Annotated in this window: 18 protein-coding genes and 1 riboswitch; of the genes, 9 read left to right on the top strand and 9 right to left on the bottom strand. The window is 68.8% G+C overall.

Annotated features, from left to right (window positions below):
* Positions 1-16 precede the first annotated feature (16 nt).
* Positions 17-778, top strand: a complete 762-nt coding sequence (locus tag ACLM5J_RS20455; RefSeq protein WP_413658528.1) for an SDR family NAD(P)-dependent oxidoreductase — start codon at positions 17-19, stop codon at positions 776-778.
* The gene (locus ACLM5J_RS20450) at positions 775-1,821 is read left to right on the top strand and encodes an NAD-dependent epimerase/dehydratase family protein (RefSeq protein WP_413658527.1); all 1,047 of its coding nucleotides are present in this window, start codon (positions 775-777) and stop codon (positions 1,819-1,821) included. Before ACLM5J_RS20455 ends, ACLM5J_RS20450 begins: the two co-directional genes overlap by 4 nt.
* Before the next feature lie 19 nt (positions 1,822-1,840).
* On the opposite strand, the gene ACLM5J_RS20445 is transcribed toward ACLM5J_RS20450, so the two are convergent.
* The 5 genes from ACLM5J_RS20445 to ACLM5J_RS20425 are packed head-to-tail and all read right to left on the bottom strand — an operon-like array spanning position 1,841 to position 7,382.
* Positions 1,841-2,605 carry an SDR family NAD(P)-dependent oxidoreductase gene (locus tag ACLM5J_RS20445; RefSeq protein ID WP_413658526.1) on the bottom strand — a complete coding sequence of 255 codons (765 nt, stop codon included), beginning with the start codon at positions 2,603-2,605 and terminating at the stop codon, positions 1,841-1,843.
* On the bottom strand, positions 2,602-4,194 hold the full coding sequence (locus tag ACLM5J_RS20440; RefSeq protein WP_413658525.1) for an ABC transporter substrate-binding protein: 1,593 nt from the start codon (positions 4,192-4,194) through the stop codon (positions 2,602-2,604). The genes ACLM5J_RS20445 and ACLM5J_RS20440 overlap by 4 nt, the downstream gene beginning before the upstream one ends.
* Positions 4,195-4,247: 53 nt before the next feature.
* Entirely contained in the window at positions 4,248-5,060 is an 813-nt protein-coding gene (locus ACLM5J_RS20435) for an enoyl-CoA hydratase/isomerase family protein (protein ID WP_413658524.1), read from the bottom strand.
* Positions 5,053-6,180, bottom strand: coding sequence for an acyl-CoA dehydrogenase family protein (locus ACLM5J_RS20430; protein WP_413658523.1), 1,128 nt, complete (start codon positions 6,178-6,180; stop codon positions 5,053-5,055). The genes ACLM5J_RS20435 and ACLM5J_RS20430 overlap by 8 nt, the downstream gene beginning before the upstream one ends.
* Entirely contained in the window at positions 6,177-7,382 is a 1,206-nt protein-coding gene (locus ACLM5J_RS20425; protein ID WP_413658522.1) for an acyl-CoA dehydrogenase family protein, read from the bottom strand. Before ACLM5J_RS20425 ends, ACLM5J_RS20430 begins: the two co-directional genes overlap by 4 nt.
* A gap of 202 nt (positions 7,383-7,584) precedes the next feature.
* Here ACLM5J_RS20425 and ACLM5J_RS20420 point away from each other — a divergent pair, with 202 nt between their 5' ends.
* Together ACLM5J_RS20420 and ACLM5J_RS20415 are read left to right on the top strand one after the other, a co-directional pair.
* Complete coding sequence (locus tag ACLM5J_RS20420) at positions 7,585-9,123, top strand: acyl-CoA synthetase (protein WP_413658521.1); 1,539 nt, start codon at positions 7,585-7,587, stop codon at positions 9,121-9,123.
* Positions 9,124-9,151: 28 nt separating this feature from the next.
* Positions 9,152-9,901 carry a GntR family transcriptional regulator gene (locus ACLM5J_RS20415; RefSeq protein ID WP_413658520.1) on the top strand — a complete coding sequence of 250 codons (750 nt, stop codon included), beginning with the start codon at positions 9,152-9,154 and terminating at the stop codon, positions 9,899-9,901.
* Between the two features lie 20 nt (positions 9,902-9,921).
* Here the strand turns inward: ACLM5J_RS20415 and ACLM5J_RS20410 are convergent, their stop codons facing one another.
* From ACLM5J_RS20410 to ACLM5J_RS20395, 4 genes are read right to left on the bottom strand one after another with little or no spacing between them, the layout of a single operon-like run.
* Positions 9,922-10,581: a response regulator gene (locus ACLM5J_RS20410; protein WP_413658519.1), complete on the bottom strand. Its 660-nt coding sequence runs from the start codon at positions 10,579-10,581 to the stop codon at positions 9,922-9,924.
* Positions 10,578-11,537: a sensor histidine kinase gene (locus tag ACLM5J_RS20405; protein ID WP_413658518.1), complete on the bottom strand. Its 960-nt coding sequence runs from the start codon at positions 11,535-11,537 to the stop codon at positions 10,578-10,580. The genes ACLM5J_RS20410 and ACLM5J_RS20405 overlap by 4 nt, the downstream gene beginning before the upstream one ends.
* A gap of 11 nt (positions 11,538-11,548) precedes the next feature.
* Entirely contained in the window at positions 11,549-12,028 is a 480-nt protein-coding gene (locus tag ACLM5J_RS20400; protein ID WP_413658517.1) for a universal stress protein, read from the bottom strand.
* A 45-nt stretch (positions 12,029-12,073) separates the two neighbouring features.
* The gene (locus ACLM5J_RS20395; protein WP_413658516.1) at positions 12,074-13,513 is read right to left on the bottom strand and encodes a carotenoid oxygenase family protein; all 1,440 of its coding nucleotides are present in this window, start codon (positions 13,511-13,513) and stop codon (positions 12,074-12,076) included.
* A 96-nt stretch (positions 13,514-13,609) separates the two neighbouring features.
* A riboswitch (cobalamin riboswitch) is annotated at positions 13,610-13,737 on the top strand.
* 38 nt (positions 13,738-13,775) lie between these two features.
* Between ACLM5J_RS20395 and cobN the strand changes: the two genes are divergently transcribed.
* The 5 genes from cobN to ACLM5J_RS20370 all read left to right on the top strand — a co-directional run bounded on the left by cobN (position 13,776) and on the right by ACLM5J_RS20370 (position 21,194).
* Positions 13,776-17,414 carry a cobaltochelatase subunit CobN gene (gene cobN, locus ACLM5J_RS20390; RefSeq protein WP_413658515.1) on the top strand — a complete coding sequence of 1,213 codons (3,639 nt, stop codon included), beginning with the start codon at positions 13,776-13,778 and terminating at the stop codon, positions 17,412-17,414.
* Positions 17,414-18,160, top strand: a complete 747-nt coding sequence (gene cobF, locus ACLM5J_RS20385; RefSeq protein WP_413658514.1) for a precorrin-6A synthase (deacetylating) — start codon at positions 17,414-17,416, stop codon at positions 18,158-18,160. Before cobN ends, cobF begins: the two co-directional genes overlap by 1 nt.
* The gene (locus tag ACLM5J_RS20380) at positions 18,157-19,656 is read left to right on the top strand and encodes a cobyric acid synthase (protein WP_413658513.1); all 1,500 of its coding nucleotides are present in this window, start codon (positions 18,157-18,159) and stop codon (positions 19,654-19,656) included. The genes cobF and ACLM5J_RS20380 overlap by 4 nt, the downstream gene beginning before the upstream one ends.
* Positions 19,653-20,387 (top strand): cobalt-precorrin-6A reductase, encoded by a 735-nt coding sequence (locus ACLM5J_RS20375; RefSeq protein WP_413658512.1) that lies wholly within the window; start codon positions 19,653-19,655, stop codon positions 20,385-20,387. Before ACLM5J_RS20380 ends, ACLM5J_RS20375 begins: the two co-directional genes overlap by 4 nt.
* 189 nt (positions 20,388-20,576) lie before the next feature.
* Positions 20,577-21,194: a hypothetical protein gene (locus ACLM5J_RS20370; protein ID WP_413658511.1), complete on the top strand. Its 618-nt coding sequence runs from the start codon at positions 20,577-20,579 to the stop codon at positions 21,192-21,194.
* The last annotated feature ends 192 nt before the right edge of the window (positions 21,195-21,386 follow it).

Here is a 21,386-nt window from a genome sequence, read left to right as displayed (position 1 = left end):
TGATTGGATCGCAGCCATGAGCCTCAACGACATGTTCCGACTCGACGGCAGGGTCGCAATCGTGACCGGAGCTTCCAGCGGCCTCGGGGTCGCGTTCGCCGAAGGGTTGGCCGAAGCCGGCGCTGACGTCGTCCTCGGCGCCCGTCGCGTCGACCGCCTCGCCGACACCGCGAAACTCGTCGAAGCCGCCGGTCGCCGCTCGCTCAGCATCGCTACCGATGTCGCCGACGCCGCCTCCTGCCAGGCGCTCGTCGACGCCGCGATGGCCGAGTTCGGCCGGATCGACATCCTGATCAACAACGCCGGCATCGGTACCGCCGTCCCCGCCACCAAGGAGACGGTCGAAGAGTTCACCAGCGTCATCGACGTCAACCTCAACGGGTGCTACTGGATGGCCCAGGCCTGCGGTCGGGTGATGGGCCCCGGCAGCTCGATCATCAACATCTCCTCGGTGCTCGGCCTCACCACCGCCGGTCTCCCCCAGGCCGCATACGCGGCCTCCAAGGCGGGCCTGATCGGCCTGACCCGCGACCTGGCCCAGCAGTGGACCGGGCGTAGGAGCATCCGGGTCAACGCGATCGCGCCGGGCTTCTTCGTCTCCGAGATGACCGACACCTATCCCCCGGGCTATCTCGAGGAACAGATGGGCCGGATCCCCGCGGGACGCAAGGGCGATCCCCGTGAGCTCGCCGCCACCGCCGTCTTCCTGGCCTCCGACGCCGCCGGCTACATCACCGGCCAGACCCTGCCCGTCGACGGTGGGATGACCATCGCATGAGGGTGCTCGTCACCGGCGCCCTGGGCAATCTCGGCCGGGTCGTCAGTGCTGAGCTGCGCTCGCGCGGACACCACGTCGTCACCACCGACCTGCGGACCAAGGCCACTGAGAAGGCAGCCCGTCGCCAGGCCGGCGGCACCCATCTGTGGGCTGACCTCACCGACGCGGACGCCGTCAGCCGCCTCCTGGACGACGCCGCACCGGACGCGGTGATCCACCTGGCCGCGATCATCCCTCCTGTCGCCTACGACAACCCGCGGCTGGCCTACCGGGTCAATGTCGAGGCCACTCGGCTGCTCGCCGAGGCGCTGGCCGCACGCCCGGGCGGGCCACGCCTGGTCTTCGCCTCCTCGATGGCTGTCTACGGCTCGCGCAATCCACACACCAGCTCCCCGCCGGTGACCGCCACGACTCCGCCGGCGCCGCCGGAGATCTACGGCGCCCACAAGGTCGAGTGCGAGGAACTGATCGCCGCCAGTGGCGTCGAGTGGACGGTGCTCCGGGTAGGTGCGGTGATCTCGTCCGACCAGATGCTCTCGGTGACCCGCGACATGATCTACCTCGAGGGCTGCCTGCCCACCGACGGACGGGTCCACCTGGTCGACGTCCGCGACGTGGCCCGGGCCTTCGCCGCCGCGGTCGACGCCGACTGCGCGGGCCGGACCCTGCTTATCGGCGGAGACGCCTCGCACCGGGTCACCCAGGACGAACTGTCGACCCGGATGACCGCCGCGATCGGTTTTCCCGGTGTCCTCCCGCACGGACGCCCCGGAGACCCGGCACGTGACGACGCCTGGTTCAGCGTGGAGTGGATGGACACCGACGAAGCCCAGTCACTGTTGGACTTCCAGCGGATCAGCTTCGAGCAGACCCTGCGCGAAGCGCGGGCCAAGGTAGGACCGCTGCGTCTGCTCGGACCGATCGGTGCGCCGCTCGGCCGCGCCCTCCTCGGGCGCGGTGCGCCGTATCGGGGACGCGACGGCGCGTTCGCCGACCCCTGGGGCGTGATCGGCGAACGCTGGGGCAAGGACGTCCTGGCCTGAGCCCCGGTGTCACGGTGGTCTAACGAGGCAACTGCCCGTCGTCCACCTTGATGATGGTGCCGGTCACGAACTCCGATCGCGGGGAGACCAGGTAGAGCAAGGTCTCCGCGAGGTCGCTGGCCCGTCCCATCCTCTTGCGCGGGAACTTCTCGGACGGGTCACCGATCCGCTCGATCAATCCGTCCATCATCTCGGAGTGGAACGAGCCGGGTGCGATGCCGTTGACGTTGATGGCGTGGGCGGCCCATTCGGTCGCGAGCGCCTCGGTCATCCGGTTCAGTCCGGCCTTGGTCACCGAGTAGAGCGCGGCAGCGCCACCAGCGGTGTAGTACCCGGACATCGAGGAGACGTTGACGATCCGGCCCGGGCGGCTCGCCTCGATCCAGCGCCGTCCGACCTCGGTGGCCAGTAGCCATGGCCCACGCAGGTTGGTCTCGAGCACCGCATCGACCAACTCCAACGGCATCTTGTGCGCGCGGCGGGCGTCGGGGATGCCGGCGTTGTTGACCACGATGTCCAACGTGCCGAGCTCGGCCTCGATGCCGTCCACCGTCGCCACGATCTGGCCCGGGTCACGGACGTCGAGCGTGCACGCCAGGGCTCGGCCACCGGCCGCCGTGATCTCCTCGACCACGGCAGCCAACGGCTCCGGGCGACGGCCGCAGACGGCGACCGCCGCACCGGCCGCGGCCAGAGCCAGGGCGAAGCCCTGGCCCAGTCCGCTACCGGCTCCGGTGACGAGCGCGACCTTGCCGTCGAGCTCTCCGGTGGGAGGGACGGTCATCCCTTCCACGCTCCGCCGAGCAACATGATGCTGTCGATGCTCGGCGTGATCCCGTGCACCTTGTCGCCCCAGGCGTTCCATTCCGGGGTCGCTCCGAGCGGTGCGTAGGGGACGGTCTGGTTCCACTGCGCTTGGACCTTCTCCAGCACGTCCTTCTGCGCATCAGGCGACGCAGCGGCACCCAACTCCTCGACGAGTTGGTCGAGGACCGGATCCGACGAACCGCCCGAGTTGCCGCGCGAGGTGCTGTTCACCTTCTCGAACAGCTCCGGATAGACCGCGCGGTCCGGCATGCCGAAGCCCCAGATCACCATGTCGAAGTCGTGGGTCACGTAGATCGCGGAGACGAGGTCGGTGACCGACGGGACGTAGTCGAGGGTGACCTTGAAACCCACCGTCTCCAGCAGCGCCTTCAAGGTGAGTCCCATCTGCTCGGAGACCTTGGCCACACCCTTGAAACTGATCGTGCCGTCGTAGCCATCGGCCTTGGCTGCGGCCAGGAGCTCCTTGGCCTTGGCCGGGTCGTACTGCAACGGGTCGGTGTCGAGCGTCCACCGCGACTGCGGGTTCAGGATGCTGCCGCTGGTGATGCCCACTCCCTTCGCGGTACGCTCGTTGATCACGTCCATGTCGATGGCGTGCATCAGGGCCTGTCGGATCCGGACGTCGGCGGTAGCGGCGCCGTCACGATGGTTGAGCAGCAGGCCTCGCGAGATCGAGCCGATCTCCATGAAGCCACCGAAGCCATCGGCGAGCGCGTCCTTGGCGGTCGCGGGTTCGCGGAGGTAGGCCACGTCGGCCTCGCCGTTGCGCAACACGTCGAGGCGGCCCTGCTCGGCAGCATGCGGGAAGAAGCGGACCGAGTCGAGCGCCGGCTTGCCGCCCCAGTAGTCGGCCCGCGCCCGCAGCACCAGTTCCTCCTGCGGCGCGTACTTCTCCTGCACGAACGGACCGGCCCCGATCGGGGTGAAGGCCTTACCTGCGTCGGACGCCTTGCCGACCACCATGCCTGGGCCGGTGGAGAGCAGGTAGGCGAAGTCCGACCACGGGTTGGTCAGCTCGAAACGGACCGTGCTGGCGTCGACCGCCGTCCAGCTCTTCACCGCGTGCTTGAGGAAGGAGACCTGACCTCCGCCCTTGGCCACATAGCGATCGAGGCTCCAGACCACAGCCTCAGCGTCCAACGGTGTGCCGTCACTGAAGGTGACCCCGTCACGCAGGGTCAGGGTCCACTCGTCCTGCGCGGCGTTGGCCTCTAACGCCTCGGCCAGCTGCGGTACGTAGCTGTCCTTCTCCTGGTCGTAGCGCATCAACAGGTCGAAGACCGCAGCCATCTCGGTGCCGCCGCTGCTGCCGTTGGCGATGGTCAACACCGGGTCGAGCACCCGGGCCTCCGAGTAGGTGACCACCTGCAGTTGGCCGCCCTGCTTGACCTTCGCGGACCCGTCCGGCTCCACCACGAAGCCATTGGCGAAGCCGGCCGGAGCGCCGTCGCCCTTCTCACTGGTCCCCTGCGTCTCGCTGCATGCCGACACTGCCAAGCTGGTCGCCAGGAGCAACGCTGCCAGCGTCCGGGTGGGTCGTTTCATCTGCTTCCCTTCTCCGTGGCGCACGCGGTCGAGCCGCGGGCGCGGTTGAAAACTCACAGTGCCGACCAGTTCGGACGACGCCGTTCGGCGAAGCCGCTGAAGGCACGTTCCAGCTCACCGCTGCCGACGCACATGATCTGGGTGCGGTTCTCGATGTCGAAGGCATGACGCAGCGACGGTGCATCCACCGTCTGCCACATCGTCTCCTTCGTCATCCACACGCCCAGCGGAGAGTGTTCGGCGATCTGGCGCGCGATCTCCAGCGCCCGTTCGACGACTGCGTCGTCGTCGACCACGTCGACGACCAGGCCCAGCCGTTCGGCTTCGGAGGCGTCGAAGACGCGCCCGGTCAACATCAGCTCGGCGGCCCGTGCGGCCCCCACCAACCGGGGCAGGAAGTAGCTGGTCCCCATGTCGGCGTTGGAGATCCCGTGCCGGATGAAGACAGCACCGAAGCGGGCGCTCCGCGCCGCCACCCGGATGTCGCAGGCCAGGCTCAGCGAGAACCCGCCTCCCACCGCGACCCCGTTGACGGCGGCGATCACCGGCACCCGCATCCGGTGGATCAACTCGTGCACCCGGACCAGGGCCTCCTGCTGCCCCAACAGGTGGGAGACGGCGTTCTGGTTCTCGCGGGGCCCCTCTCGTCGGGCGTCGTCGGCGGACTTGATCTCCGCGCCGGAGCAGAATCCCCGACCGGCACCGGTCAACACCACCGTGCGGACCTCCGGGGACCGGTTCAGCTCATCGAGCAGGTCGTAGAGCTCGGCCATCATGCTCAGCGCCATCGCGTTGAGCGTCTGCGGACGGTTGAGGGTGACCACGACGTGGCCACCGTCGAGCCGCTCCACGATCAGGTCAGACATGAGCCCCTCCTACGGGCAACGGCAGGTCGACCAACCGGGCGACCTGGCGACGGTGGTGGTCGGTGGTCCCGTGCACCACCGAGAGGCTGACGGCGCGCTTGAGGTAGCGGTGCAAGGGGTGCTCCCAGGTGAAGGCGATCCCGCCGTGCACCTGCAAGGTCGTCTCCAAACACTCGACCGCGAGGCTACGGACGTGGACGGCCGCCAGGCTCGCCGCAAGGTCGCGTTCGTCCTCAGGCTGCGTCGGGTCGTCGAGCACCGAAGCCGCGTTCAGGGTCACTGCCCGGGCCTGTTGGAGATCGATCCACATCCGTGCCGCCAGGTGCCGCAGCGACTGGTACGAGCCGAGTTGGCGCCCGAACTGACGACGGGTCGCCAAGTGGGAGGTCGAGGCTTCCAGCGCCCACTCCATCGCTCCCACCAGCTCACCGGCGATCGCGACGGTGGCCGCACGCAAGCCACGCTGGACGGCCACCTCCACCTCGGGCCCGAGCCCCACCATGACACCGGACGCGTCGTCGAGGGTCACCACACTGACCGGGTTGCTCTCGTCGAGGCTGGTCTCCACTGCCACGACGGCCCCGCTCCCACGGTTCACGGCGACCAGCGCGGTGCGTCCTGCCCGATCCTGGATCGGAACCAAGAGGAGATCCGCGTGCTCGGCGCCGAGCACGCCGAAGACGGTTCCGCTGATTCGGAGACCGGCGTCGTCCACCTTCTCGACGGCGAGCCAGGGCGTCCTGCCCGCCGGCGTCGTCGCCGGCACGACCAGACAGGCGGTGGCGTCGGCGTCGGCCAACTCCCGGAGCAGGGCGCGAGCCTCCTCGCGGTCCGCGCCGAGGGCGACGAGGATCGTGGTCGCGGTGACCGCCGAACTCAGGAACGGCGTGACGACACCGCCACGACCGAGGGCCTGGGCGCTCGCCACGACCTCACTCATTCCAGCGCCCGCGCCACCGTCCGCGGCCGAGATCAGCAGCCCGGCGACGCCGAGGTCACCGCCGATCCGGCGCCAGGCCTCGCCACGGAGCTCGCCGGGCTGCCAGCCACCGGTGAGTGCCCGGACCTGGTCGGCCAGCGCGGTCCCGTCCTCGCTCTCGATCAACGACCAGGTGCTCATCGCGGAATCTCCGTCCAAGGGGTCGCTTTGTCGATGGCTGGTTCCCGGGGCATCTCCAGCACCCGGTCGGCGATCTGGCTCAGCAGAATCTGGGTGGTGCCGCCCTCGACGGTGTACGGCCGGGACCGTAGGTAGTGGTAGCCGGCGACCCGGTCCTCGCGCGCGGGGGCGAGCTCGGGATCCCAGGCGTCGTAGCGCAGCAACGCGTCCGGATCGAGCTCGGCGCGGAGCCGGGTCACGAACTGGGTGGTCTCGGTATGCGCGACCTTGGCGCCGGAGCCCTCCAGCCCGGGGCGGCCGGTCGCTGCGAGCTGTCTGATCCGCTCGTTGGCCAGGCGCAGGGCCTCCACCTTGATCCAGGCATCGGTGATCCGCAGGTGCATCTCCGGGGTACGCAGTTCGGGGCGCGAACGCCAAAGGTCCGCAAGCCAGGCGATGTGCCCGTCCTCACGAGGAACCGGGCGGGCTCCGACCGTGGCGCGTTCGTTGAACAAGGTGGTCCGGGCGACGTCCCAGCCCCGGCCGCGGAGGTCGACCCGGTGGGTGTCGGGGATGGTGACGTCGGTGAAGAAGACCTCGTTGAACTCCTGCCCGCCGGTGGCTTGGCGCAGCGGCCGGACCTCGACTCCCGGGTGATGCATGTCGACGACGAACATGGTCAGGCCTTGGTGCTTGGGCAGGTCGGGGTCGGTACGTGCGAGCAGTAGACCCCACCGCGCCACGTGGGCGAACGACGTCCAGACCTTCTGCCCGTTGACCACCCAGGTCTCACCGTCGGCGACGGCCCGGGTGGAGAGACCCGCCAGGTCCGAGCCCGCTCCCGGCTCGCTGAAGAGCTGGCACCAGATCTCCTCCGCCGTCCAGGCCGGTCGGAAGTGGCGCTGTTGCAGCTCCGAGCTGGCGTGGGCCAACAGGGTGGGCACGGCGGTGCCGATCCCGAGCGGGTTGCGGTAGGGCGCCGGAGCCGGCGCACCGGCGGCGAGCAGCAATTCGTCGACCCTCGACTGCCAGGTCGCGGGGATGCCGAGTCCGCCCAGGCCGACCGGGTGATGGACGAAGGCGAGCCCGGCGTCGAACCGGGCACCGAGCAGTGTCGGTGACTCCGCCGGGTGGCGAGCGATCAGGTCGTCGACCCGCTCGCTGAGAACGGCGTCGATCTCGGTGACGGTCGAGGCGACCGGTGGTGCTGGGGCGGCGCTCATCTGCGGCGGTGCTCCTTCGCGACGTGCCGTCGGGTCTCCCACCCAATGGCAACTTTGACTAGACAAAGTCATGTGATGGGGACAACATGCAGTCCCAGAAGAGTTCCTGTCAACCACCGATGCCATCCGCGTGGACCTCCCTCCGACGAGGGTCGCCACCGGTGTTCGGCGCGCCCGGAATCACGCCACGACGAGGAGACGGATGTACCCCCTGACCTATGCCGCGACCCACCCCGAGAAGCCTGCCGTCGTCATGGAGGACGGCGAGGTGATCACCTATGCCGAGCTTGAGGACCGCTCCAACCGGCTCGCCCGACTACTCCACGAACGCGGACTCCGCCCCGGCGACCAGGTCTCGATCTGGACGGAGAACCACCCCCGCTACTACGAGATCTACTGGGCCGCGATGCGCTCCGGTCTCTACATCACCGGCATCAACCGGCACGCCACCGTGGAGGAGGCCGCGTACATCCTCACCGACTCCCGGACCAGGGCACTGATCACCTCGACGGCGATGGCGGAACGGGCCGAGGCCCTCCTCGGACTGGCTCCCGAGTGCACGACCTGGCTCGCCTTCGACGGCCACGTACCGGGGTTCGAGAGCTACGAGGAGAGCATCGCCACCCAGCAGCCCACTCCCCTGCCCGAGCAGCCACGCGGCGAGGTGATGCTCTACTCCTCCGGCACCACCGGTCGCCCCAAGGGGATCCGGCGTCCGCTTTCGGGTCTCCGCGTGGACGATCCGACGGCGACGCGGACCTCGGCGCTCTCGGGCCCGCTGCTCGGCATGAACAGTGACTCCATCTATCTGATGCCCGCTCCGCTCTACCACGCCGCCGCCCTCCAGTTCTCGGTCGGCGCCCAGGAACTCGGCGGCACCGTCGTGGTGATGCGCAAGTTCGACGCCGAGCGGTTCCTTGAGCTGATCGCCGAGCATCGGGTGACCCATACCCAGGTGGTCCCGACCATGATCGTGCGGATGCTGAAACTGCCCGACGAGGTCCGGCTCCGGTACGACACCTCGTCGCTGCGCTCCTTCCTCCACGCTGCCGCCCCCTGCCCGCCCCAGATCAAACGGCAGGCGATCGAGTGGCTTGGCCCGATCGTCGACGAGTACTACGGCGGCACCGAGGGCAACGGGATGACCTTCATCACCAGCAAGCAGTGGCTGGACCACCCAGGCTCAGTCGGACGAGCCGTACTCGGCTCGATCCGGATCTGCGACGACGACGGTGTGGAACTGCCGGTCGGCGACGCCGGCACCGTCTGGTTCGAACGGGACAAGACACCGTTCAGCTATCACAACGACGACGAGAAGACGCGGGCCTCGCGCCATCCCGTCCACGCCACCTGGTCGGCGATCGGCGACATGGGACGGATCGACGAGGAGGGCTACCTCTATCTCACCGACCGCAAAGCGTTCACCATCATCTCCGGTGGCGTGAACATCTATCCCGCCGAGATCGAGGCCTGCCTGATCGTCCACCCCGACGTCGCGGACGTCGTCGTCTTCGGACTCCCTGACGACGAGATGGGCGAGTACGTGCACGCCGTCGTCGAACCGGCGGCCCACCTGGCCCCGGACGCGGCCACGGTGCAACTGCTCCGCGACCACGTCCGCGCCCACCTGGCGGGTTTCAAGGTGCCGCGCACCGTTGACTTCGCCGCGATCCCCCGGATGGCCACGGGGAAGGTGCAGACCCGGTTGATCCGGCAGGCGTATCTGGACCGGCTCGCCTGAGCAGCCGATGACCGGTCAAGATGGTGGCGTGGACGAAGGAAACCGCGCGGCTGCGCCACCATCCCCCCAGCCTGAGGGCCGGCGTACCCAACACGCGCGACTCGCTGAGGAGCTGCGCGCCGCCATCGTGGACGGGACCTACCCGGTGGGCTCACGACTCCCCACCGAGTCGGTCCTCTGCGAGGCCCACGGCCTGAGCCGCGGAACGGTCCGGGTCGCCCTGCGGACCTTGGAGGATCAGGGCTTCATCACCCGCCGCCCGGGTGCCGGGACCACCGTCATCTCCCGGCTCCCGGTCGCCGACTACCTGCCCTTCGTGACCAACCGCGACGAGCTGGTGAATCTCTACCGCGACACCGGGGTCGCCGCGCCGACAACCCGGCTGATCCGGCTGGACGCCGAGCTGGCCGAGCGCACCGGGCTCCCCCAGCGTTCGGAGTGGACCCTCGTCGAAGGGGTCCGCCGACGCCGACGCGATCCGTCAGGACCACCGCTGTGCTGGACCGAGCAGTACGTCCGCCCCGAACAGCCGCCCTACGACCCCGAACTCGCCGCCACCCACACCGCAACGATGCCGCGACACCGGATCGAACAGACGGTTCGCGCCGTCGCCATGCCGGCCCGCTTCGCGGAGGCGTTGGAGACCAAGGCGGGGGAACCCGCACTGGTGATCCGGCGCCGCCACCTCGACACCGACGGGCGTGCCTTCTCCTCCAGCCTGCACACGCATCCGGGCGAACGGTTCGTGCTCAGCAACATGCTGGTCCCGGAGGACTGAGCGCCCGCCTCGGCGAGGGCTCAGGGCTCGATCAGTCCGGCACGCACCGCGTACCGGGTGAGCTCGGTCCGGTCCCGCATCCCCAGCTTGGCCAGAATGTTCTCCCGGTGCCGTTCCACCGTCTTCACGCTGATGGAGAGCAACTGGGCGATCTCCCGCGACGAGTGGGACTCGGCGATCAGCTTGACCACCTCGTCCTCGCGCGGCGTCAGCACCGCGTTCGGCAACCGCTCCCCGCGCTTGACCCGGCCGAGGTAGTCACGGACCAACGTGCTCTCGGCACCGGGATAGAGGAACGACTCTCCGCGCAACGCGGCCCGGCAGGCATCGACGAGGTCTCGGTCGGCGACCGACTTGAGCACATAACCGCTGGCGCCGACCTTCAACGAGGAGAAGAAGTACTGCTCGTTGTCGTGCATGGAGAGCATCAGGATCTTCGGCGACTCCTTGCGCCGCGAGATCTCACGGGCAGCTTGTAGGCCGGTCAGCCGCGGCATCGCGACGTCCAGGATCGCGAGGTCGACCTCGACGTCGCGGAGCACGTCGACGGCCTCCTTGCCGTCTCCGACCTCAGCGACCACTGAGAAGTCGGGTTGCTGCTCCAGGATCATCCGGACCCCACGACGGACGAGGGCGTGGTCGTCGGCGAGCAGGATCCGCCATCTACCCGACTCCGTCATTGGTCTGTCTCCTCGTTGACTGCTGGTACCCACAATGTGACCACGGTTCCGCCTCCGCGCCAGGGCCGCACCGAGAGCCTGCCGTCGATCAGCGCGGCCCGTTCCCGCATCCCCCGCAGACCCGTTCCGTCCGCGTGCCGCCCGAGCCCGACACCGTCGTCGGTGACGGTCAACTGGACCCCGCGGTCCTGTTCTACCAGGCGGATCTCAGCCCACCGCGCCGCCGCGTGCCTGGCGACATTGGTCAAAGCTTCCTGTGCCACCCGGTAGACCACCAACTCCGCCGCCTCCGACAGCTGTGGGAGCCCGGGCTCGATGCGGCGTTCGACATGGGTCTCGACGTGCTTGAAGAGTTGGGTCGAGAGCCCGGCCAGCGCGCTGTGCAGGCCGAGGTCCTCCAAGGCCTGGGGACGCAGCCGTCGCGCCACCTCACGGACCTCGTTGAGACTCTCCCGGGTAGCTTCGCGAACCTCCTCGAGAGCGGCTGCGACCTCGTCAGGCGGCTGGTCCGCAAGCGCACCGAGTTGCAGCAGCACCGCGGTCAACGACTGGCCGACGCCGTCATGCAGTTCCTGGGCGATCCGCGCCGACTCCGACTCCTGGGCCGCCAACGCTGCCAGCTTCGCGTCGCGCTGGCCCGCCTCGATCCGGTCGATCAGATCGTTGACGGCAGCTGCCAGGCCACCGGCGATCGGGTCGTGCGGAACCTCGATCCGTTCGAACGGTTCGGTGCCGCGGGCCTGATCGAGGTCGTCGACCAACTGCTCCACCGGTCGCAAGGTGCTGCGTACCAACAGGGTGTTGGCCCAGACCATCAGGCCGACGCCCACCACCAGGAGCGCCACCTCGGAGAGCAACGCGCTGCTGCCGAGCGCTGCTGGCGAAGCCGCCAGCAGCGCCGTTCCGAGCGTGAAGATGAGGGCGTTGATCACCACCACCCGGGTGGAGAAGCTCACCCCACCACCACTCAGGCCTCGACGGCCTTACGGGTCACGATCACCGGGCAGGCGGCGTGGCGCACGACCTGCTCGGCAACGGAGCCGAGGACCAGGGTGGCGAAACCGCCGCGGCCCCGCGAGCCGACGACCACGACGTCGGCGGTGGCCGAGGCGTGGATCAGCGACTGCGCCGAGGGGCTGTAGACCGTGTGGACCTCGACCGGGACGGTGGTCTCGCCCAGCAGCTTGGCGATCCGGCTCTCCTCCGCGGTACGGGTCGCCTCCTCCAACTCCAGCAGGGACGGCGTCACGTTGATCGGAAGGCCCTCAGGACGGACAGCACTGCTGATCGTCCAAGCCCGGATCACGTGCAGCGTGGTTCCACGACGCTCGGCCTCGGCGAGCGCGAAGCGCACCGCGCCAGCAGCTCCGGGGGAACCGTCGTCACCCACGACGACGCCGCCGTCAGGAGTGACCTCTCGTACCGTCTGTTCAGTCTGGGTCGCCATGGCCTCATTCTGCCCGAACTCGACAATGGATGTGCGCGCGGCAGGTCACGGACGCGCCACCCGCGAGGTGAAGGTGCCGTGGAAGCTCTGCGGCAGGTGGTGCGGCAGGTGCCCGACGAAGACCGCGGCGTCCTCGATCCGCCGGGCGTCCAGGACGAGCAGACGCGAGCGGTGGGCGAACGGGTCGTAGGCCACCGCGAGCAGCCAGCCGTCGTCCTCCGCGGCATCGTCGCTGCGCGGCACGAAGACCGGTTCACTGACCGTGTGTCCCGGTGGCAGCGCATGCGCCCGAACCCGGTCGAGCTCATGGTCGATACCGACGATCGCGTCGGCCTCCTCGCCCGGTCGGACCCGTCCGGCCAGGTAGCTGAACCGGTGCGCCCTGGTCGCCCGCCGCTGGTCGAGTTGCGGGAACTCGCCGAAGACGTCAGCCAACTCCTCGATGATCACCCGGTCCGCCGGGGTGATCCGGAGCCGGGTCAACACGCCGCCGAACTGCCAATCGTCAGGCCGGTCGGGGTCATCCGGGCGATAGGCGCGCAGCGACTGGTTGAACGACTCCCAGTCGCGGTCCCACCGGACCAGATCGACGACGACGTCCGTCCCATCGTCGTAGGCGTTGCTGATGTGGAAGTGCAGGAAGGCCGGGACGGTGATCCGGCGGACCTTGCCGCCGTCCCGGGGCTGGATCAGGATCGTCGTGCCGCGCCCCGCGTCGAACCGGAGCGCCCGGTCGAAGCTGGTGAGGCCGAGCAGCACGCCCGGCAGTGCCCGCTTCGCCAGTCCGAGCGGATCGACGACGAAGACCAGGTTCTGCTGGGTGAGCGCGAAGTCGTGGCAGAAGACCGGCTCGGGCAGGGAGATCGCGCCGAGCCGATGCATCCGGCCGCGGGTATCGACCCGATACGACCGGAGCGCCGGCCGCGGCACCACCTCGGCACCGAAGTTGTAGAGGTCCCCGGTGAGGGGGTCCACCTTCGGGTGCGCCGAGAAAGCACCGAGCCAGCGCAGTTGGCCGTCGAAGTCGTAGACGCCGCGGGTGGCCAACGTGTCAGGGTCCAGGGCATGTGGCTTGCCGCCCTCCCAGAGAGCGAGGAGTTCCCCGGCGTGAAGCGCGACACTGGTGTTGGCCACGTTCGCCGGCATCCGTAGGGCGTTGGCCAGCGGCCCTCCCGGCCGGAGCGTGCCCAAGCCACGCATCGGCGCTCCAACCGAGCTCTGCCCGGCGCGGTAGTGACTGGTCCGGACGTACCGGTTCCGGAACCGGACCCGCCCGCCGTCGAAGGCGAACATAGCCAGCATGCCGTCGCCGTCGAACATGTGCCCGAGTGGACTTCCGCCGATCTCCAGACGCCCCGGACCGTTGCGGTAGAGGGTGCCCGCCAGATCATCGGGCAGTCGGCCCTCGACCTCGTCGAGCCAGTAGTCGTGCTCGGTTTCGAGAGCTTCGAAGATCCGACCGGGGGTCGGTACAGCGACGGGCATCAAGTCCTCCTCAAGACCAGCCCTCCCACGGCCCAGCCTCGCCCAGCGACTGGTCGGCTGGCAACCCTCTCCGGCCACACCTGGACGGGCTGTCGTAGGCTCGATCCCGTTCATGGTGCAGGAACCCGGTGCGACTCCGGGGCGGTTCCGCCACTGTGACCCGCACCGGTCCTCCCCGACCGGCGCCGGGCAGCCAGACACTGGCCGTGGACAGAATCCGACCGTGACACGGGGCGAGAACCCCGGAGGAGGAACCCGGCACATGGCCGCGTCCACACGCATTGCCCTGCTCTCGACGTCCGACACCGACCTGCTCTCGGCCCGGACCAGCGGCGCCGACTACGCACTGGCGAATCCGTCCCGCTCCACAGACAGCGACCTGGGCGCGATCACCGCGGACGCCGAGCTGGTGGTGATCCGGTTCCTCGGCTCGCCCGAGCACCTGTGGCCGGGCGTGGCCGAGCTGCGGGCCGCCGGCACACCCCTGGTCGTGCTCGGTGGCGAGCAGCAGCCGTCCGCGGAGCTGATGGAGCTCTCCACGGTGCCGATCGGCACCGCGGCCGAGGCGCACCGTTACCTCGCCGAGGGCGGCCCGGAGAATCTGGCACAGCTACACGCCTTCCTTGCTGACACCGTGTTGCTCACCGGCGTCGGCTTCGAGCCGCCGGCCGCACTGCCGGCTTGGGGATTCGCCGAGCGGCCCGCTGCCGATGCCACGCTCCCCCGGATCGGCATCCTCTACTACCGGGCGCATCAGGCGAGCGGTAACACCGCCTTCGCACACGCCCTGGCCGACGCCGTCGACGCCACCGGCCGAGCGGTCGGCGTGCCGATCTTCGCGGGCTCGCTGCGCGCCGCGACCGACGACCTCTACCAGGCACTCGGCACCCTCGACGCGCTGATCGTCACCGTGTTGGCGGCCGGCGGTTCGGTGCCGGCCACCGCCAGCGCGGGCGGCGACGACGAGGCCTGGGACGTCGAGCGGATGGCAGCACTCGACATCCCCGTGCTGCAAGGGCTCTGCCTCACCAACAGCCGCGCGGAGTGGGTGGCGTCGGACGACGGCATCAGCCCGCTCGACTACGCCAACCAGATCGCGATCCCCGAGTTCGACGGCCGGATCACCACTGCACCGTTCTCCTTCAAGGAGATCGACGAGGACGGGCTTCCGCACTATGTGGCCGACCCCGAGCGCGCGGCGCGGGTGGCCGGGATCGCGGTCAACCACGCCCGATTGCGCCATCTCCCGAACGCGGAGAAGCGACTCGCCCTGGTCCTCTCCGCCTACCCCACCAAGCACGCCCGGATCGGCAACGCCGTCGGCTTGGACACTCCCGTCTCCGCGATCCGGATGCTGCGCCGACTGCGCGACGAGGGCTACCACCTCGGCAGCGACAACACCATCACCTCGCTGCTCGACCACGAGCAGACTCCGGAGGCGGAGACCGCGGCCGGCGACGCCCTGATCCATGCGCTGATCGCGGCCGGCGGACAGGATGAGGAGTGGCTGACCTCGGCGCAACTGACCGACGCTCACGTCAGGATCAGCGCCGAGCAGTACCGGTCCTGGACCGCGCACCTGCCCACCGAACTGCGTGAGGCGATGACCGAGGCCTGGGGCGAGGCCCCTGGCTCGCTGTTCGTCAACGAGGACGGCGAACTGGTGCTCGCCACCCTTACCGCCGGCAACATCGTGATCCTGATCCAGCCGCCGCGGGGTTTCGGTGAGAATCCGGTGGCGATCTACCACGATCCCGACCTGCCGGTGAGCCACCACTATCTGGCTGCCTACCGGTGGCTTGAGGCCGCGCCGTCGACCGGAGGCTTCGGCGCCGACGCCGTGGTCCACCTCGGCAAGCACGGCTCGATGGAGTGGCTGCCCGGCAAGAACGCCGCGCTCTCGGACTCCTGTGGCCCCGACGCCACGCTGGGCAACCTCCCGCTGATCTACCCGTTCCTGGTCAACGACCCCGGCGAGGGCGCCCAGGCCAAGCGCCGCGCCCACGCCACCATCGTCGACCACCTGGTGCCGCCGATGGCCCGCGCCGAGTCCTACGGCGACATCGCGCGGTTGGAAGCACTGTTGGAGGAGTACGACAAGATCTCCACGATGGACCCGGCCAAGCTGCCGGCGATCCGCGGTGAGATCTGGCAGCTGATGCACGCCGCCCAACTGCACCGCGACCTCGGTCTCGAGGAGCGCCCGGACGACGAGGAGTTCGACGACTTCCTGCTCCACGTCGACGGGTGGCTCTGCGAGATCAAGGACGCGCAGATCCGCGACGGTCTGCACATCCTGGGTGGCGCCCCGACCGGCGAGGCCCGGGTCAACCTGGTGCTCTCCATCCTCCGGGCCGGCCAGGTCTGGGGCGGTGTCGGCAACGCCGTACCGGGGCTACGCGGCGCGCTGGGGCTGAGCCCCGATGCACCCACCGTCGAGGTCGACGCGATCGAGGCGCAGGCACGCGCGCTGATCGAGGCGATGGAGAAGGCCGACTGGGACCCCGGTACCGCCGGCACCCTGCACGGCGACGCCGAGGTGGTCCGGGTGCTGGAGTTCGCGGCCGACCAGGTGGTCCCGCGACTGGCCCGCACCACCGACGAGCTCGACGCGGTACTGCACGCGCTTTCCGGCGGCTTCGTGCCGGCGGGGCCCTCAGGATCGCCGTTGCGTGGCCTGGTCAATGTGTTGCCGACCGGCCGCAACTTCTACACCGTCGACCCGCGTGCGGTGCCGTCCCGATTGGCTTGGCAGACCGGCCAGGCGATGGCCGACTCGCTGCTGCAGCGTTACCTCGACGAGACCGGCGAGTACCCGACCTCGGTCGGCCTCTCCGTCTGGGGCACCAGCGCGATGCGCACCAGCGGCGACGACGCCGCCGAAGTCCTTGCCCTGCTGGGCGTTCGCCCCGAGTGGGACGAGCAGTCGCGCCGGGTCAGCAACCTGGTCGTGGTGCCGCTCGAGGAGCTCGGCCGCCCCCGGATCGACGTCACGGTGCGGGTGTCCGGCTTCTTCCGCGATGCCTTCCCACACGTCGTCGCGATGCTGGACGACGCCGTGCGCCTGGTTGCCGAGCTCGACGAGCCGACCGAGCAGAACTTCGTGCGGGCACACACCCAGGCCGACCTTGCCGCGCACGGCGACGAGCGCCGTGCCCGGACCCGGATCTTCGGCTCCAAGCCGGGCTCGTACGGCGCCGGGATCCTGCAGGTCATCGAGTCCGGAACCTGGCGCGACGACAAGGACCTGGCCGAGGTCTACACCGCTTGGGGCGGCTTCGCCTACGGCCGCGACCTGGACGGTGCCCCGGCCGCCGACGACATGCGGACCAACTACCGCCGGATCAAGGTGGCGGCGAAGAACATCGACTCCGCCGAGCACGACATCGCCGACTCCGACGACTACTTCCAGTACCACGGCGGCATGGTCGCGACGGTGCGCGCGCTGACCGGAGCCGACCCGAAGGCGTACGTCGGTGACTCGACCTCGCCGGACGCGATCCGCACCCGCACCTTGCAGGAGGAGACCAACCGGGTCTTCCGGGCCCGGGTGGTCAACCCGCGCTGGATCGCGGCCATGCAGCGTCACGGCTACAAGGGCGCGTTCGAGCTGGCGGCCACCGTCGACTATCTGTTCGGCTTCGACGCCACCGCGGGCGTGGTCCACGACTGGATGTACGAGTCATTGGCCACCTCCTACGTCTTGGACGAGAAGAACCAGGAGTTCCTGCGGGCCTCGAACCCGTGGGCGTTGCGGGGCATCGTCGAGCGGCTCCACGAAGCCGCAGAACGAGGACTCTGGGCAGAACCCGCGCCGGAGACCCTGACCGCGCTGCAGGCGGTCTACCTTGAGGTCGAAGGCGATCTGGAAGCCGATGCATCCGAGGGGAACTCCCAGTAGTGAAGACGTTGCGCGTAGTCGGTTTCGGGATGGGGCCGCACCACCTCACCTGGGAAGCCGCTGAGGCGTTGACCGAAGCCGACTATGTGCTCGCGGTCCGGAAGTCCGACGACGACGCTCTGCTCGAGGTGCGGCGCAGGATCTGCGGAGAGTTCGGCCTCGAACTGATCGAGATCACCGACCCGGAACGCGATCGCAACGACCCGAGCGACTACCCGGGCGCGGTCCGTGACTGGCACCGGGCGCGGGTGGCGGCGTTCGCCGAAGAGATCGAGATCCAGGACGGGATCGGGATCTTCCTGGTCTGGGGCGACCCCTCCCTGTACGACTCGACGCTGCGGATCATCGAGGGGTTGGCGGCGTCCATCGACCTGACCTGGGAGGTGATCCCCGGGATCAGTGCACCCCAGATCTTGGCTGCCCGGCACCGGATCGTGCTGCACGAGGTGGGTCAACCGGTGCAGATCACCACCGCCCGACGACTCGGCTCAGCCCTGGCTGCCGGCGCACAGAACCTGGTGGTGATGCTCGGATCCGCTCAGGCGTTGGAGCACCTGGCCACGCCGGAGCTCGCCGAATGGCAGATCTGGTGGGGCGCCAACCTCGGTGCGGTCGGCGAACGGCTGGTCGCCGGAACCGTGGCCGCTGCTCTTCCCGAGATCCGCGAAGCGCATGCCAAGGCCAAACAGGAGGCCGGCTGGGTGATGGACGCCTACCTCCTCCGTGCCCCGGTGGCGACCCGATGAGCGGACTGCTGATCGCCGGGACCACCTCGGACGCAGGCAAGTCGGTGCTGACCACCGGGCTCTGTCGAGCGTTCGCCCGGCGTGGGCTCTCGGTAGCCCCCTACAAGGCGCAGAACATGTCCAACAACTCGATGGTCTGCGCGGAGGGTGATCGGTCCGTCGAGATCGGCTCTGCCCGATTCGCCGAGATCGGCAGGGCCCAATGGGTACAGGCGTTGGCCGCCAAGGTCCGTCCGGAACCGGCGATGAACCCGGTGCTGTTGAAGCCCGGCTCGGATCGGCGTAGCCATGTCGTGGTGATGGGTCAGCCTGCGGGTGAGGTCTCGGCCACCGATTTCGCCACCGGCCGGCGTCACCTGGCGACAGCCGCCCATGCCGCCTTCGACGACCTGGCCGGGCGCTTCGACATCGTGTTGGCGGAGGGTGCCGGTTCGCCTGCCGAGATCAACCTCCGTTCCAGCGACTACGTGAACATGGGTTTAGCGCGGCACGCCGACCTACCGGTGGTCGTCGTCGGCGACATCGACCGAGGCGGCCTCTTCGCGGCGATGTACGGAACCCTTGCCCTGCTGGAACCTGAGGACCAGGCCCTGATCGCCGGCTTCGTCGTCAACAAGTTCCGTGGCGACCTCGGTCTTCTCGAACCCGGGTTGCGGTCACTGGAAGGTCTCACCGGACGCCCGGTGCACGGCGTACTGCCGTGGAACCCCCAGCTCTGGTTGGACTCTGAGGACGCGTTGGACCTGGAAGGCCGTCGCAGCGGCAGCGAGGCCAAGGCCCGCGTCGCCGTCGTCAGACTGCCGCGGATCAGCAACTTCACCGATGTCGACGCCCTCGGGCTCGAACCCGACCTCGACGTCACCTTCGCCTCCGACCCGCGCGATCTGGCCGACGCCGATCTGGTCGTCCTTCCCGGGACCCGGGCCACGATCAGCGACCTGGCTTGGCTCCGTGCTCGGGGTCTCGACCAGGCGATCGTCCGCCATGTCCGCGCTGGCCGTCCCCTGCTCGGTATCTGTGGTGGTTTCCAGATGCTCGGCTCGCAGATCGTCGACCGCGACGGCGTCGAGGGGGACGCCGGAGCCGCGGTGGCGGGGCTGGGGCTCCTGCCGATCACCACCGAGTTCGCTGCTGAGAAGGTGCTCCGCCTTCCCGCCGGCGTCGCACTCGGCGCCGAGACCGCGGGCTACGAGATCCACCACGGCCGGATCACCCGTTCCGAGGGTGCCGAGGAGTTCCTGGGCGGCGCGCGGGACGGCGACGTCTTCGGCACGATGTGGCACGGAAGTCTGGAGAGCGACGCGTTCCGCCGGGCGTTCCTCCATGTCACGTTGGGGATCGCCCCGTCAACGGTGAGTTTCCCCGCTGCGCGCGAACGGCGGATGGAGCTGTTGGCGGGCCTCGTTGAAGAGCATCTCGATGTCGACGCGCTGCTGGCACTTGCCCAGCGCGGTGCACCGTCCGGTCTCCCGATCCTCCACGGTCGTGAGCGATGAGGGTCCTGCTGCTCGGCGGAACTGCGGAGGCCCGTGAGTTGGCGGTGCTCCTCATCGATGGCGGGATCGACGTCACGTCCTCTTTGGCGGGGCGGGTCGCCCGGCCCCGGCTCCCCATCGGCCCGGTGCGGATCGGAGGCTTCGGCGGTGTCGACGGACTTCGTCTCGCGCTCGCCGATTTCGATCTCGTCGTGGACGCCACCCACCCGTTCGCCCAGGGGATGAGCGCCAACGCGGTGGCCGCATGTGCGGCTGAGGCGAAGCCGCTACTACGGCTTGAGCGGCCCGGCTGGGCACCCGATCCGGCCTGGCACTACGTGGCCACCCATGAGGCAGCGGCCGAACGAGTCGCTAGCCTCGGCGCACGGCCTTTCATCACCGTCGGTCGTCAAGAGCTCGCCCGCTTCGTCCCGGCGCTCGACGGCGCTGCCGTACTGGCTCGCGTCGTCGACTCCCCCGACCTGGACCTGCCCCCCTCGTGGCGGTTGATCCTCAGCCGGGGCCCGTACACCCATGACGGTGACGTCGCGGTGATGCGCGAGCACGGCACCGATGTCCTGGTCACCAAGGATTCCGGCGGCAGCTACACCTGGTCCAAGATGACCGCCGCCGCCGAGCTCGGAATCCCGGTCGTCGTCGTCGCCCGCCCCACCGCCACCGACGGCGTCCCGGTCGTCGACTCCGCCCCTGCGGCTGCACGCTGGGTGACGGAACGTACGGGATCCTGCTAGTTCTCTAAGATCCCGCTTCACCGATCTACTGGTTAGGAAATACGTCCGAAAGTCCTCTCGTTTATCACTCAGATGATAAACGCTTGACCAAACCGGCTCGATCTTCCTTGTATCATTCATCGGCTGTTTGACAATTCCCGAAAAGCGGCTTCTCATCCTCCTCAAGGAATAGTTCACGAAGGAGGGACCATGAATCGCGCTCGACGGATCGCGCTCGTCGCGGCCTTGGTCGCGGCATTCGGATACCTCCACATCTCGGCACGAGATGGGGCACTCTCTGACACAAGCACGAACGAGAACGCAAGCGGACTCCATCATCCAACCGGGGATGGCTCAGACTCGATCGAACTCCTCAAACCGGGAGAGCCCTGCATTGGCGCACAGAAGATCTCCTTGGCCGCAGCCGATGACCTTGCGCTCAGCAGCAAGATTCCGCTTCCAGCCTTTGCGAGAGATTCAGTCACCGAAACGTGGCGCTGCGCCGGGGACACTCCTGCATTCAGCTTCGGGGCGACGACCATGACCCTTGAGTCCGGGTGGAGCAATGTTGAGCCCCGTGAAAAGTTCTCCTCACTTGCCGCGACCTGGGGCGGGAAGGTGACGACGATCAACGGAGTTCCGGCGCTCGTCGAAGCACCAACACAGGAAGGGACCAAGCCGCACATCATGATGCTCGTCGGAGATACGCTCGTCCGACTCTTGGGGGTTCCCAACGGAAGCATCGACGCAGCGGTTGCCGTCGCCGAGCAGCTTGACCTCCGGGCCTTCGGCGCGCCCAATGGTCTCGACAAGCTCGACCTCCGTTGATCGAGCCTGTCGAGATCAACCACCAGCTCCAGCCACCGGAGATCCAGCCTGTCGAGAACCACCACCGCGGCCCGCCGTGAAGTGTCGGAGGTCTGTGATCTGCTGTTCTCGTGATCGAGATCGACGCCACGCACACTCCGTATGAGGTCACTGACCTCGATGCGGGTTGTCTGCTTGCGGTGATCTCCGAGA

It is taken from the genome of Nocardioides sp. Bht2 (genome assembly GCF_047308515.1).
GTDB lineage: Bacteria > Actinomycetota > Actinomycetes > Propionibacteriales > Nocardioidaceae > Nocardioides.
The sequence above is the reverse complement of the archived record's forward strand: the minus strand, read 5'-3'. Positions and strand labels throughout refer to the sequence as shown.

Bases quoted from the DNA above. Each gene is read 5' to 3' on its own strand.
- ACLM5J_RS20455 (WP_413658528.1), top strand. From the start codon at position 17: ATGAGCCTCAACGACATGTTCCGACTCGACGGCAGGGTCGCAATCGTG.
- ACLM5J_RS20450 (WP_413658527.1), top strand. From the start codon at position 775: ATGAGGGTGCTCGTCACCGGCGCCCTGGGCAATCTCGGCCGGGTCGTC.
- ACLM5J_RS20445 (WP_413658526.1), bottom strand. From the start codon at position 2,605: ATGACCGTCCCTCCCACCGGAGAGCTCGACGGCAAGGTCGCGCTCGTC.
- ACLM5J_RS20440 (WP_413658525.1), bottom strand. From the start codon at position 4,194: ATGAAACGACCCACCCGGACGCTGGCAGCGTTGCTCCTGGCGACCAGC.
- ACLM5J_RS20435 (WP_413658524.1), bottom strand. From the start codon at position 5,060: ATGTCTGACCTGATCGTGGAGCGGCTCGACGGTGGCCACGTCGTGGTC.
- ACLM5J_RS20430 (WP_413658523.1), bottom strand. From the start codon at position 6,180: ATGAGCACCTGGTCGTTGATCGAGAGCGAGGACGGGACCGCGCTGGCC.
- ACLM5J_RS20425 (WP_413658522.1), bottom strand. From the start codon at position 7,382: ATGAGCGCCGCCCCAGCACCACCGGTCGCCTCGACCGTCACCGAGATC.
- ACLM5J_RS20420 (WP_413658521.1), top strand. From the start codon at position 7,585: ATGTACCCCCTGACCTATGCCGCGACCCACCCCGAGAAGCCTGCCGTC.
- ACLM5J_RS20410 (WP_413658519.1), bottom strand. From the start codon at position 10,581: ATGACGGAGTCGGGTAGATGGCGGATCCTGCTCGCCGACGACCACGCC.
- ACLM5J_RS20400 (WP_413658517.1), bottom strand. From the start codon at position 12,028: ATGGCGACCCAGACTGAACAGACGGTACGAGAGGTCACTCCTGACGGC.
- ACLM5J_RS20395 (WP_413658516.1), bottom strand. From the start codon at position 13,513: ATGCCCGTCGCTGTACCGACCCCCGGTCGGATCTTCGAAGCTCTCGAA.
- cobN (WP_413658515.1), top strand. From the start codon at position 13,776: ATGGCCGCGTCCACACGCATTGCCCTGCTCTCGACGTCCGACACCGAC.
- ACLM5J_RS20380 (WP_413658513.1), top strand. From the start codon at position 18,157: ATGAGCGGACTGCTGATCGCCGGGACCACCTCGGACGCAGGCAAGTCG.
- ACLM5J_RS20375 (WP_413658512.1), top strand. From the start codon at position 19,653: ATGAGGGTCCTGCTGCTCGGCGGAACTGCGGAGGCCCGTGAGTTGGCG.
- ACLM5J_RS20370 (WP_413658511.1), top strand. From the start codon at position 20,577: ATGAATCGCGCTCGACGGATCGCGCTCGTCGCGGCCTTGGTCGCGGCA.